Source organism: Micromonospora coxensis, from assembly GCF_900090295.1.
In the GTDB taxonomy this organism is placed as follows: domain Bacteria; phylum Actinomycetota; class Actinomycetes; order Mycobacteriales; family Micromonosporaceae; genus Micromonospora; species Micromonospora coxensis.
Genome location: NZ_LT607753.1, coordinates 3,842,329 through 3,855,192, shown reverse-complemented (window position 1 = coordinate 3,855,192; position 12,864 = coordinate 3,842,329). Strand labels below are relative to the sequence as shown.

At 74.4% G+C, this 12,864-nt stretch carries 11 protein-coding genes; 5 read left to right on the top strand and 6 right to left on the bottom strand.

Annotation, left to right across the window (positions count from 1 at the left end; translation table 11 throughout):
- Positions 1-108 precede the first annotated feature (108 nt).
- Positions 109-1,980 (bottom strand): M14 family zinc carboxypeptidase, encoded by a 1,872-nt coding sequence (locus GA0070614_RS17580; protein WP_088976983.1) that lies wholly within the window; start codon positions 1,978-1,980, stop codon positions 109-111.
- Positions 1,981-2,185: 205 nt separating this feature from the next.
- Between GA0070614_RS17580 and GA0070614_RS17575 the strand changes: the two genes are divergently transcribed.
- The gene (locus GA0070614_RS17575; protein WP_088976982.1) at positions 2,186-3,526 is read left to right on the top strand and encodes a C39 family peptidase; all 1,341 of its coding nucleotides are present in this window, start codon (positions 2,186-2,188) and stop codon (positions 3,524-3,526) included.
- Between the two features lie 51 nt (positions 3,527-3,577).
- Here GA0070614_RS17575 and GA0070614_RS17570 read toward each other — a convergent pair whose 3' ends face one another.
- Genes GA0070614_RS17570 through mqnE form a run of 3 tightly spaced genes read right to left on the bottom strand, consistent with a single transcriptional unit; the run spans position 3,578 to position 5,567 of the window.
- Positions 3,578-3,886 carry a DUF4229 domain-containing protein gene (locus tag GA0070614_RS17570; RefSeq protein WP_088976981.1) on the bottom strand — a complete coding sequence of 103 codons (309 nt, stop codon included), beginning with the start codon at positions 3,884-3,886 and terminating at the stop codon, positions 3,578-3,580.
- A 47-nt stretch (positions 3,887-3,933) separates the two neighbouring features.
- A complete protein-coding gene (locus GA0070614_RS17565; RefSeq protein ID WP_088976980.1) occupies positions 3,934-4,356 on the bottom strand; it encodes a hypothetical protein in 423 nt (140 codons plus the stop codon).
- 41 nt (positions 4,357-4,397) lie between these two features.
- Positions 4,398-5,567: an aminofutalosine synthase MqnE gene (gene mqnE, locus GA0070614_RS17560; protein ID WP_088976979.1), complete on the bottom strand. Its 1,170-nt coding sequence runs from the start codon at positions 5,565-5,567 to the stop codon at positions 4,398-4,400.
- A gap of 240 nt (positions 5,568-5,807) precedes the next feature.
- Here mqnE and GA0070614_RS17555 point away from each other — a divergent pair, with 240 nt between their 5' ends.
- Positions 5,808-7,442, top strand: a complete 1,635-nt coding sequence (locus tag GA0070614_RS17555) for a C40 family peptidase (RefSeq protein ID WP_088976978.1) — start codon at positions 5,808-5,810, stop codon at positions 7,440-7,442.
- Between the two features lie 405 nt (positions 7,443-7,847).
- Here GA0070614_RS17555 and GA0070614_RS17550 read toward each other — a convergent pair whose 3' ends face one another.
- Complete coding sequence (locus tag GA0070614_RS17550; RefSeq protein ID WP_088976977.1) at positions 7,848-8,090, bottom strand: hypothetical protein; 243 nt, start codon at positions 8,088-8,090, stop codon at positions 7,848-7,850.
- A 3-nt stretch (positions 8,091-8,093) separates the two neighbouring features.
- Entirely contained in the window at positions 8,094-8,615 is a 522-nt protein-coding gene (locus GA0070614_RS17545; protein WP_088976976.1) for a PE family protein, read from the bottom strand.
- 421 nt (positions 8,616-9,036) lie between these two features.
- On the opposite strand from GA0070614_RS17545, the gene GA0070614_RS30605 reads away from it, so the two are divergent.
- The 3 genes from GA0070614_RS30605 (at position 9,037) to GA0070614_RS17530 (ending at position 12,465) form a co-directional block, all read left to right on the top strand.
- Positions 9,037-9,483, top strand: a complete 447-nt coding sequence (locus GA0070614_RS30605; protein WP_157745025.1) for a hypothetical protein — start codon at positions 9,037-9,039, stop codon at positions 9,481-9,483.
- A 126-nt stretch (positions 9,484-9,609) separates the two neighbouring features.
- Positions 9,610-11,745, top strand: a complete 2,136-nt coding sequence (locus tag GA0070614_RS17535; protein ID WP_088976974.1) for a DEAD/DEAH box helicase — start codon at positions 9,610-9,612, stop codon at positions 11,743-11,745.
- Positions 11,746-11,844: 99 nt separating this feature from the next.
- A complete protein-coding gene (locus GA0070614_RS17530) occupies positions 11,845-12,465 on the top strand; it encodes a putative glycolipid-binding domain-containing protein (protein WP_088976973.1) in 621 nt (206 codons plus the stop codon).
- The last annotated feature ends 399 nt before the right edge of the window (positions 12,466-12,864 follow it).

The following is a 12,864-nucleotide window of genomic DNA, read 5'->3' as shown; positions in this document are numbered from 1 at the left end:
TTCGCTGCGGGCCGATCGGTGCCACGGTAGCGCACGACCAGCGGAGATCGTCCGGACGGGAGGGGTGGTGGGGCCCCGTCGGGGGCTCGTACGGGGCCCCACCTCGATTCACGAACTGGTGATGGTGACGTTGTCCACAGCCGCCTCGACCAGGCTGGCCCCGGAAGCGTCCGCCGCCTCGACCAGGATCCGCACCGACTGCCCGGCGTACGGGCTCAGGTCGAGGTTCGACACCGCCCAGGCGGCGTCCCGGTCGGTGGCGGCCCCGGCCTGGTTGAGCAGCGTGGTGGTGCCACCGTTGTGGACCACGCTGACCCGCAGGTAGTCGGCCGACGACGCGTTGGACCCGTGCGCCAGGTACCAGGCCAGCGAGAGGGTGAGCGTCCCGGTCGAGGGCAGGGTCACCGCCGGCGAGCGGGCGCTGGTCACCCCGCCGTCGATGTCGTGGTCGCCTGCCCCGGTGCCGGCGAGCCGACCGGTGACCAGGTCGTTGCTGCCCGCGTACGGGGTGAGCTGCTTGGGGCCGGAGGAGTTGGTCGCCTGGGCGGCGCCCCGCTCCCACGCCCCGGTGGTGGCGGTGTCCGTCCCGTTCGGGTTGACGGTCCAGCCGGTGGCCGTCTCGAAGGTGTCCGACCAGACCGTGGTGCCACCGCCACCGCCGCCGCAGTACTGGGCGTCCTTGCCGATCACCCGGTACGGGCAGTCGGCGTACTCGGACAGCAGCAGGACCGCGTCCTTGTTGCGGGACGTCTCCCGGGGGATGACCTCGTCGGGCGGGTAGAAGCCGCCGCCGGTGGCCGAGCCCGGGTACATCTCGAAGGTGTACGCCCAGATGCCGTGGGCGCCCCACATCCAGTCGATGCTCGTGCCGTCGGCGATGTAGAGGTCGCTGGACTGCTCCGGGGTGTATCCGTTGGTGGCCGCCATCTGCCGCCCGAGGGTGGCGAAGGTGTTGTACTGGTCGGCGCTCATCCCGGTGGTGGTGTCGCTGTAGGTGTAGCCGAACGGCCAGAGCACCAGCTGGGAGTAGGTGTGGAAGTCGATGTTGGCCTTGATCTGCTGCGTGCCGCCGACCACCCGGCTGTTGACGAAGTTGCGCAGCGCCTGGGTCTCCGGGGCGGAGAACGCGGACGGGCCGCGGTAGGTGTCCGACGAGGTGGAGCCGGACGAGCCGCCGCAGCAGCCCCACTGGTACGACCAGTTCCGGTTCAGGTCGGTGCCGACGTACGACGAGCCGCTGTTGGGCTGCCGGTTCTTCCGCCAGGACCGGTACGAGCCGGTGGCGACGTCGTACTCGCTGCCGTCGGGGTTGACCGTCGGCACGATCCAGATCTCCCGGGAGTTGACGACGTTGGTGACCCGGGAGTCGGTGCCGTAGCTGTCGGTGAAGAGGTTGAGCAGGTAGATCGCCATCTCGACGGTCAGGTGCTCGCGGGCGTGCTGCTGGGCGTTGAAGAGGATCTCCGGTTCGTTCTCGTCGGTGCCGACGTTGTCGGAGATCTTCACCGCCATCAGGTCGCGGCCCTCGTACGAACTGCCGATGCTGATCTTCCGGGCGATCGACGGGTGGTCGGCGACCACCTTGTTCACCACCGCGGTCAGCTCGGCGTAGTTGTGGTAGTTGGCGTCGGCGGGCGGGAAGTCGAGCGTGCCGACGTCGCCGTGGTCGTGCGGGTCGGCGGTCGGCGTCGCCTCCTTCTCGAGCCGGAAGCCGAGCCGGGTGATCGCGGCCGCCTCGGCCCGGGTGGCGGAGACGTGCAGCTTGCCGTGCTCGACGTAGTCGATGGCCGCGCCGGTGCGGGCGACGGCGTCGCGGTCGGCGAGGGTACGCGGCCCGATCACCCGGTAGCCGACGGCGGCGGGTTCCGGGTCGGGGGCCGGCCGCGCGGCGACCGGCCCGGTGGTGACGGTGACGAGGCCGAGCCCGACGGCGACGGCGAGCGCCAGCCGGCGGCGCAGAGGGGACGTGCGGAGGGCCATGGACAACCTCCTCGGGGTACGGGGAGATCCCGTTGTCCGCACACTTCACCAGGACTCACATGGTCATATCAACATTCATCATTGCGTTGATCCATCTCAGCCTGATCCTCTCTTCGGCAATTATTTTCCATCCCTCAACATCTGGCGGAACTTCCTTCCAAGCGGGACAGTGAACGGCAACGATTCCTCACCTCGCGGAGTTGCCATGGCCAGCACGTCCCTGCGTACCGTCGCCCTGCTGGGCGTCGCCGCGCTCACCCTGCTCGGCACCGCCGTACCCGTCCAGGCCGACAACGGCCTGCCGGTGGTGGCGCACGACGAGCAGATCACCTTCCAGGAGTGGTCCCACCACACCGACTGGCGTGGCGGCAGCCACCAGGGCACCCACGCCGCCCCCGGCCGCCGCGCCGGCATCACCATCGGCCGTCCCGCCGGGACCACCGAGTTCACCGACGAGCACACCGGCGTCACCCGGAGCTGGGAGTACGCCACCTGGACCTCCCCGGTCACCCGGATCGGCTTCGACGCCACCGAACTGGTCGCCTCCTGGAACGCCGACACCCCGGCCGGCACCTGGCTCCAGGTCGAACTCCAGGGCGGCTACAACACCGGCGCCCACACCCCCTGGTACGTGCTCGGCCGCTGGGCCTCCGGCGACCGGGACATCAAGCGGGCCACCCTCGACGACCAGGGCGACCCCTGGTCCAGCGTGTGGACCGACACCTTCGCCATCGACGACGCGGCGGCCGGGGTGCTGCTGCGCTCGTACCAGCTCCGACTGACCCTCTACCGCGCGCCCGGACAGGCGGCCTCGCCCACGGTGCGGATGCTCGGCGCGATGAGCTCGAACGTGCCCGACCGGTTCACCGTCACCCCCAGCCGGGGCGGGATCGCCTGGGGCACCGAACTGGCCGTGCCGGCCCGCTCCCAGATGATCCACCGGGGCAACTACCCCGAGTGGGGCGGCGGCGGCCAGGTCTGGTGCAGCCCGACCTCCACCACGATGGTGCTGGAGTACTACGGCCGGGGCCCGTCGGCCGAGGACCTGTCCTGGGTGACCCCCGGCTACACCGACCCGCAGGTCGCCCACGCCGCCCGGATGACCTGGGACCACGAGTACGCCGGCGCCGGTAACTGGCCGTTCAACACCGCGTACGCCGCCGGCTTCCCCGGCATCGACGCGCGGGTCACCCGGCTGCACTCCCTCGACGAGGTGGAGCGCTTCATCAAGGCCGGCATCCCGGTCGTCACCTCGCAGTCCTTCCTCGCCAGCGAACTGGACGGCTCGAACTACGGCACCGCCGGGCACCTCTTCGTGGTCGTCGGCTTCACCGCCGACGGGGACGTGATCGTCAACGACCCGGCGTCGTCGTCGAACGCCGAGGTGCGCAACGTCTACCAGCGCGAGCAGTTCGAGCAGATCTGGCTGCGCACCAAGCGGTACCGGGCCAACGGCACGGTGGCCGGCGGCTCCGGCGGCATCGCGTACCTGATCAAGCCGGCCGACCGGCCGTGGCCGGTGGTCCCGGGCTCGACCAACTGGTAACCGGCGCGCCGACAGCGGTCACGGGGTCGTCGCCCGGCGACGACCCCGTGGTCACGGCCGGTCGGTCCGGTCGGTCGGCGGCTGCTCGGCCGAGGGCTGGTCGGTCGTCGAGGGCTGGTCGTCGCCGGCCAGGGCGGAGCGGAGCCGCTCCTTCTCCGCCCGGCGGCGCTCCGCCGCCGCGGCCATCTCCTCGGCCATCTCGTCCCGCCAGCCGCGCAGCAGGAAGAACGACGCCGCCGCGGAGAACGCCAGCGCCACCATCAGCTTCAGGAAGATGTTCATGTCGACCGGCAGGAGGGCCAGGAGGACGACGACGAACAGCCCGATCCGGCCCAGCGTGTACTTTGCCGCCGCGCTCACGTTCCCACTCCGTTCTCCACGCCCCGGGTGGCCCCCGGGCGGTCGGTTCAGCCCGTCCGCCGGGCCAGCCAGTGCACGCCCTGGAACCAGAGCACCGCGTACAGCAGGGTGAAGGCGACCGCCGCCAGGCCGCCGGTGGCCAGCGGCGCCAGGCCGCCGACCAGGCCGGCCACCAGCAGGCCACCGACCACCGCGACCACGCCGGCGACCAGCGCCGCCACCACCCGGGCCGCGCCGAACTCCCAGGCGCGGAAGTCGTCCCAGAACAGCCAGGCGGGCAGGATGACCGCCAGCCAGCCGTTGGTACGGCCGAACTCCCCGGCGCCGACCGTGGCGAAGCCCCAGTCGAAGAGCACCAGCGCCAGCATCCCGATCACCCAGCCGGCGAGGCTCACCCCGAGCAGGTCGCCCAGGGTGAGGATGCGGCCCTCGGCGTCCCGCCGGGGGAACCCGGCCCGCTGCTCGGTCATCGTGCCCGTCCGGTCATGGTCCTGTGAGGATACGGCCGGACTCAGGCCCAGACCTGCTGCGGCTCGGCACGGCGCTCGGCCAGCGACGGCGCCGGGTCGTACTCCTTGACGACCTCGTAGCGGGTGTTGCGCTCGACCGGACGGAAGCCGGCGTCCCAGATCAGGTGCAGCAGGTCGTCCCGGTGCATCGTGTTCGGGGTGCCGTACGAGTCGGCGTCGTGAGTGATCTTGTACTCCACCACCGAGCCGTCCAGGTCGTCCACGCCGAAGTTCAGCGAGAGCTGGGCCACCGAGAGCCCGTGCATGACCCAGAAGCACTTCACGTGCGGGACGTTGTCGAAGAGCAGCCGGGAGACCGCGAAGGTCTTCAGCGACTCGGCGGGCGAGGCCATCGTGGTCCGGGCCTGGATCCGGTTACGGATCTTGCCGTCCGCCGAGTCCACGAAGTCGTGCTGGTAGCGCAGCGGGATGAAGACCATGAAACCGCCGGTCTCGTCCTGGAGCTCACGCAGCCGCAGCACGTGGTCGACCCGGTGCCGGGGCTCCTCGATGTGGCCGTACAGCATCGTCGACGGCGTCTTCATGCCCTTCGAGTGGGCCAGCCGGTGGATCCGCGACCAGTCCTCCCAGTGGCAGGCGTGGTCGACGATGTGCTGCCGGACCTCCCAGTCGAAGATCTCCGCGCCGCCGCCGGTCAGCGACTCCAGGCCGGCGGCCATCAGCTCGTCGAGGATCTCGTCCGCGCTCAGCCCGCTGATCTTCTCGAACCACTGCACCTCGGTCGCGGTGAACGCCTTGAGCTTGACGTTCGGCAGCGCCGCCTTCAGCTCGCTGAGCACCTTCGGGTAGTAGCGCCAGGGCAGCGTCGGGTGCAGGCCGTTGACGATGTGCAGCTCGGTGAGCTGCTCGTCCTCCATCTCCTTGGCTTTGCGGACCGCCTCGTCGATGCGCATCGTGTACGCGTCCTTCTCGCCCGGCTTGCGCTGGAACGAGCAGTACGCGCACGAGGCGGAGCAGACGTTGGTCAGGTTCAGGTGCCGGTTGACGTTGAACATCACCCGGTCGCCGTTCAGCTCGGTGCGGCGGTGGTGCGCCAGCCGCCCCAGCCAGGCCAGGTCGTCGCTGTCGTAGAGGGCGATCCCGTCCTCACGGGTCAGCCGCTCCCCGGCGTACACCTTCGCTTCGAGCTCGCGCTTGAGTCCGGCGTCCATCGAAAGCCACGTCCCTTCCACCTGCGGTCCCGGTCGAGCCTACGTCGGCCCGGCGACGACCCGGCAGGACGGGCACCGGCAGCGACGTACTTCACCGGACTCCCAGCCTTCCGTGACCCGGCTACGCATCGACATCGTTGCCGGCGTGCGGTAAGACAGGGTGGGGCGGAACACACACTGGTACCGTCCCGTCCCGCCGCGCCCACCGTGCGCGGCACGACACGCCGGACGGGGAGCGGAATGGCCGACAGCGGGTACGGGCGACAGCAGCGACGACGCAGGAGCCCGGTGATCTCGCCGGTGCTGCGTCCCCGGCTCTGGTCCGCCCTGCTCGGCGCCGTCGCCGCGATGGCCCTCGCCACCCCCGCGTACGCCGAGCCGCCGCTGCCGAACACCGTGCCGGACACCGGCTCGCGTCCGGTCGTCTCCGGCGGCCTCCAGCTGCCCGGCGGGATCCCCGGCCAGCCCGCCACCGGTCTGCCCGGCACCGGCCTGCCCGGCGCCGGGGCCGGCCTGCCCGGCGGGACGCCCACCACGCTGCCGGTCGGCGGCGTCGCGGCGAGCCCGCTGCTGGCCCAGATCAGCGCCCTGGAGGTGCAGGTCGGCCAACTCGGCGACCAACTGCTCGGGCTCCGGCAGCAGCGCACCGACGCACAGACGCAGCTCACCGCCGCCGAGCGGGAGCTGGGCCTGGCCCGGGAGGCGCTGGCCCGGGCCCAGGAGCGCGCCGACGCCGTGGCGGCGGACGCCTTCAAGGCCGCCGCCGCGCTGCCCCCCGGCGAGATCGCCGAGGACCTGCACGGGCTCAGCGTGCTCCAGCGGATCTCGCGGGGCGAGCAGGCCGACGGGGCGACCACCGCCGCGACCGGCGAGCTGTCCCGCGCCCGGACGGCGGAGCAGGTCGCCACCCAGGCGGTCACCGCCGCGCAGGACCGGGTCCGCCGGGCCGGCGAGCAGTACACCGCGGTGGAGAAGGCGCTGCGCGACAACGAGCGCAAGCTGGTCAAGCTCCGGGCGGACAACCAGGCCCAGATCATCGAGCTGGAGCGGCAGCAGGAGGCCGCCGAGCAGAAGCTGGGCGCCGCGTACGTCGAGGGGCAGAGCGCCACCGGCCTGATCGCCAGCCCGCAGGCCCTGGCGGCCGTCCGGTACGCGCTGGCCCAGCTCGGTGATCCGTACCTCTGGGCCGCCGAGGGGCCGGACCGGTTCGACTGCTCCGGCCTGATCTGGGCCGCGTACCGGTCGGCCGGCTACTACGACCTGCCCAGGGTCTCCCGCGACCAGTACTACGCCACCCGCTCCCGGACGGTCGACCGCAGCGCGCTCCTCCCCGGCGACCTGCTCTTCTTCGCCTCCGGCAGCAGTTGGACGACGATCCACCACATGGGGATGTACATCGGCGGCGGCAAGATGGTGCAGGCCCCGCGCACCGGCGACGTCGTCAAGATCTCCACGGTGCGCTGGTCCGGCCTCTACGCGGCCACCCGGGTCGTCGGTGCGGTGCCCGCCCCGGCCACCCCGGCGCCGAAGCCGACCACGCCGGCCCCGAAGCCGACCGGCCCGGCGTCGCCCAAGCCGACCACCCCGGCGCCGAACCCCTCGCCGACCTCGACCAAGGCGCCGTCGCCGCAGCCGACCCGGCCGACCACGCCGCCGTCGGAGAGCCCGGCGCCGTCGCCGTCGGAGACCACGGTCCCGACCCCGTCCGAATCCGTCTCCGCGAGCCCGACGAGTTCCGAATCCGTCTCCGCGAGCCCGACGAGTTCCGTCTCGCCGAGCACCGCCGCCAGCAGCGCGCAGCCGAGCACCGCGCCGACCAGCCTGGCCCCGGAGAACAGCACCTCGGCGTCGGCCTCCGCGAGCACCGGCTCCTGACCTGCGGCGGCCACGCCGACTCCGGCCCGGTACGCACTCCGGCTGTGCCGGCGGGGTGGAATGTGGCACCGTGACATCCAGGCACATCCGGTCCGGAGCCACGGTCCCGGGTGCGAGCGCGGCACGGAGGACGAGCATGGGCGAGCAAGAGGTTCCGGCGGAGTCGGTCGACCGCGGATCCGTGCCCGAACCCGCCGCCGGCCGGGCCGCCCTGCCGGCACCGTCCGCTGTCGACGCACCGGTACGCGACGGCGCGGTGTCACCGGCGCTGACCGGCCCGACCGGGGCCGCCCCGAAGCTCTCCGCCGACGGCTCGCCCGTGCCGGCCCGCGCCCGGGCCAGCGTCGCCACCGCCACCGCCCCGCCGGACGGAGCACTGCCGATGGCCACCGCCTCCGGCACCACCTACCGGGCCGGGTCGCCCGACTCCGCCGACGACCACTCACCGGCCCGTCCCGCCCCGGCCGACGCCGGTACGGGCGCGGCGTCCGGCAGCGCCCGGGCCGCCACGGGCAGCGCGGTGGTACCCGGGCAGCGCGGCGCGACCGCGCGGGCCAGCGCCAGCGTGCCGGGGCTGAGCCGGATCTCGGCAGGGGACGCGGCGGCCGGGGCGGCCGACGTCGTCGCCCGGGCCGGGGGCGCGGCCACGGTCTACCGCTCCGCGCCGGTGAACCCGGAGCCGCCCGAGCCCGCCCAGCCCCCGGAGCCGGCCCAGCCGCCCACCCCGCCGACGCCCGAGCCGGAACCCACTCCGGCTCCGGAGCCGGTCCCGACGCCCGAGCCGGCTCCCACCCCCGTCCCGCCCGTGCCGAGCCCGCAACCGCCGGAGCCCGGGCCCTTCCCCTCGCCGGTGCCGCCGCTGCCCGGCCCGCCGCCGGGACCGCGCCCGTCGCCCCCGCCGGGACCGGTGCCGCCCGTCCCCGGGCCTCCGGTGCCGCCGCCCGGGCCGGCGGTGCCACCGCCCCCACCTCCGCCGGGGCCGATGCCGGCGCCGCCGTTCCCGCCGCCGCCGGCCATGCCCGGCTCGACCGGACCGGACCGGCCGTTCGGCTCCGCCGGCACGGGTGGGCCCGCCGGTACGGGGTCGACGGGCGGCCCGCTCGCCCGGGCCACCGCCCCGGTCTCCACGCCGGTCTCCGCGCCCCCCGGCGGCACCGCGCCCAGCTCGTCCACGCCGGGGAGTGCCGCGCCGGTCTCCTCCCCGCCCGGCGGTCTTCCGTCGCTCCCGGCCCAGCCGGTCCGGGCTGCCGCGTCCGTCCCGGCTCCGCCGGTATCGGCCCCGCCGGCTGCCCGACCTGTCTCGGCCCCACCCGTCACGCCGCCGGTATCGGCCCCGCCGGCTGCCCAGCCTGTCTCGGCGCCACCGGCTGCCCGACCTGTCTCCGCTCCGCCGTTCACGCCGCCGGTGTCAGCCCCGCCGGCTGCCCGGCCTGTCTCGGCCCCACCCGTCACGCCGCCGGTATCGGCTCCGCCGGTCACGCCGCCGACCACGGCCTTCCCGGCTGCCCGGCCCGTGTCGGCCGCGCCGGTCACGCCACCGACCACGGCCTTCCCGACCGCCCGGCCCGTGCCCGTCCCGCCGGCTGCCCCGCCCGTGTCGGCTCCCCCGGTCACGCCACCGACCACGGCCTTCCCGGCCGCCCCGCCCGCCTCGGCCCGCGCCGCCGCGCCGGCCCCGCAGTGGGCAGCAGGAGGGGCCAGTCCGTTCCCGGCCGCGCCGCCGGCCGGCATCGGCCGCCCGGGCACGCCGTACCGGGGCGGACCGGACCTGGCCAGCACCGCCTACGGCGGCACCGACGGGCCGGGCTTCGCCACCGTCTCCTTCCCGGCCAACAACCCGCTGGAGAACTCCGGGTCGCTGACCGGGCACATCCTGGCCCAGGGGTGGTCGGAGACACCGGCGACGGAGAAGTCCCGCACCGCCCGGGTGGTGGTCGTCCTGGCCGCGTCCCTCGGTCTGCTGGTGGCGATCAGCGTGTTGGTCGTCCTGCTGGCGGGTGACGCCATGGACGGGCTGGTCGGCAACGTCCTCACGAAGTGAGCGGGGACGGCACGTCGGGAAGGGCGGGGTGAGCCCGCCCACTACCCGATCGTGGCCGACTGGCGGTCTCCGCCGGTCGCCGTACACTGGTGAGGATCACTGACCTGGCGCGCGTGGTGCGCGCCCATGGGCGATCTTGCGGGCGATTCGGCGGCGTTGAGCCGCAGCGGGCCATCGCGAAGATGCGCCCCGCTCGAAAGGCATTTCTTGACCATCTCCGCTGACCCCGGCACCATTCCGTCCGCCTTCGACCTGCCGGTCGAGGCCGTCCTCGACACCCGGGCCGACGAGACCACCCCGGCCGTCGAGACCACCCCGGCCGAGGAGGCCGCTGCGGCCGTCGACATCGACTTCGCCGACCTGGGACTGCCCCGTCCACTGGTCGACGCGCTCGCCCGGCAGGGCATCACCACCCCGTTCGAGATCCAGCGGGCCACGCTGCCCGACGCCCTGGCCGGCCGGGACGTGCTCGGCCGGGGCCAGACCGGCTCCGGCAAGACCCTCGCCTTCGGCCTGCCGATCATCGCCCGGCTCGCCGAGCGCAACCGGGCCCGGCCGCTGCACCCGCGGGCCCTGGTGCTGGTTCCCACCCGGGAACTCGCCATGCAGGTCAACGACGCCCTGATGCCGCTCGGCAAGGCCGTCGGGATCTTCCTCAAGACCGCCGTCGGCGGGGTGCCGTACGACCGGCAGATCGACGCGCTGCGGCGCGGCGTGGAGATCGTGGTGGCCACCCCGGGCCGGCTCGGCGACCTGATCGACCGGGGCGTCTGCGTCCTGGACGACGTCGAGGTCACCGTGCTCGACGAGGCCGACCAGATGGCCGACATGGGCTTCCTCCCCGAGGTGACCGAGCTGCTGGCGAAGACGCCGGCGGACGCCCAGCGGCTGCTCTTCTCGGCCACCCTGGACGGTGACGTGGACTCGCTGGTCAAGCGGTTCATGACCGACCCGGTGACCCACTCCACCGCGCCGTCGACCGCGTCGGTGTCCACCATGGACCACCACCTGCTGCTGATCCCGCCGCACGACAAGTTCGCGGTGGCGGCCTCGATCGCGGCCCGCTCCGGCCGGACGATGCTCTTCGCGCGCACCCAGCTCGGGGTCGACCGGCTGGTGGAGCAGCTCGCCGCGGTGGGCGTCCGGGCCGGTGGGCTGCACGGCGGCAAGACCCAGCGGATGCGCACCAAGACCCTCGCCGAGTTCCGCGAGGGCCGGATGAACGTGCTGGTCGCCACCGACGTGGCGGCCCGGGGCATCCACGTCGACGGGGTCTCCCTGGTGCTGCACGTCGACCCGCCGAAGGACCCGAAGGACTACCTGCACCGCGCGGGTCGTACCGCCCGGGCCGGGGAGTCGGGCGCGGTGGCGACCCTGGTGCTGCCGAAGCAGCGCCGGACCACGCTGGCGATGATGGAGAAGGCCGGCGTCGAGCCGGAGCAGACCCGGGTGCGGGCCGGCGACCCGACGCTGGCCGAGCTGACCGGCGCCCGCGAGCCGAGCGGGGTGCCGGTCCGCGAGGAGCCGGAGCCGCGCCGCTCCGGTGGCCGCCGCTTCGGTGACCGGCCGACCGGCGAGCGTCGCTACGGCGAGCGTGACGGCCGGGGCGGCTACGGCGAGCGGCGCTACGGCGACCGCCCGAGCGGCGACCGGTCGTACGGTGACCGGTCCGAGCGCCGCTACGGCGACCGCCCCACCGGCGAGCGCACCTTCGCCGAGCGCGGCGACCGCGAGCGCACCTACGGCGGCGAGCGGCGCTTCGGTGACCGGCCGACCGGCGAGCGGGGCGAGCGCTTCGGCGACCGGGGTGACCGGCCGTCGGGTGGACGCTCCTACGGTGACCGGCCGACCGGCGGGCGCTCGTACGCCGAGCGGGGCGACGCGGGCCGGCCGCAGGGCGAGCGCCGCTACGGCGACCGCCCGACCGGCGAGCGCGGCTACGGCGACCGCCCCTCCGGTGAGCGGAGCTACGGCGACCGGCGGCACGACGGCCGGGGCGACCGCCCGACCGGTGACCGGTCCTTCGGCGACCGGGGCCAGCGCGGCTTCGGTGACCGTCCGGCCGGGGAGCGGCGCTACGGCGACCGTCCCGCCGGGGAGCGCAGCTTCGGCGACCGTCCCCAGGGTGAGCGTCGCTTCGGCGGCGAGCAGCGCGGCGCCGACCGCCGGGGCGGGTTCCGCCCGGAGGGGCGGGGCCGGGACGACCGCCCGCGTGACGACCGGCGTGGCTTCGGCGGCCGGCCGCCGGCGCGTACCCACTGATCCACCCGACCACCCGGAACGCCGTCGCGGAGCCCACGCTCCCCGGCGGCGTTTCCGCATGCGCTGCCGGCGGGGCGGGGTTGGCGTAACGTCCGGACCATGCCGAGGTCACTGTTCTGGAGCCGGACGGACGGCGCGGGAGCGGAGCACGCCGTGCTCGCCGACGGTCCGGGGCTCACCGCGCACGGCACGCTGCTCGCCGTCGACCCCGTCGCCTGCACCTGCCGTTACCGGCTGGCCGCCGGAGCGGACGGGTCGACCTCCACCCTGGAGGTGGAGGCGGAGGGCGCCGGCTGGTCACGGCGGGTACGGCTGCAGCGGGGCGCGGACGGGTGGCGGGTCACCACCGGCGAGCAGGGTGATCTGGACGCGGCCCTGCGGGCCGCCGGGCACCCGCCGGCCGGGCTGGCCGGCACCGACGACCCGGACCGGCTGTACGACGCGGTCGACGTCGACCTGAGCGGCTCGCCGCTGTTCAACGCCCTCCCGGTGCGCCGGCTGGGCCTGGCCGGGGCGGCGGCCAGCACCGAGCACCGGATCACCGTGGCGTGGGTGCTGCTGCCGAGCCTGGAGGTGATCGCCGCCGAGCAGGTCTACACCGCGCTCGGGCCGGGCCGGGTGGGCTTCGCCAGCGACACCTTCCGGGCGGAGCTGGCGGTGGACGGCGACGGCTTCGTGACGCGCTATCCGGGCCTGGCCGAGCGGGTCGACGCCGGCTGAGCGCCGGCCGAGCGGATCCACGTGGGCTGACCGCTGGGCGCGCGCCCGGATCGACGTGGGCTGACCGTTGCACGCCCGCCCGGAGCGACACCGGCTGACCGCTGGACGCCGGCCCGGTCGGCGGAGCGCGGCGAGGCGCACGTGCCCCGGCACCGGCGGCCCACCGGTCGGTGCTGGCCGCCGGTCGGTCGTGCGCCCACCCCGTCCGGCCCGGCCCGCCGCCGGCCGGGCGACGCCGGCATGAACGGTCGAGCCGCCCACTGTCGCCATTCGTTTCATTGACCGTTGGAATGCGCGTGGAAGTTCCATCCGCCGCCCATTCCTGTCGCCATGCCGACAGGTCCCACCCGTGGGACTCACTTCCGATTCCGGAGTATGGTTCGCGTCAACAATTTCCGT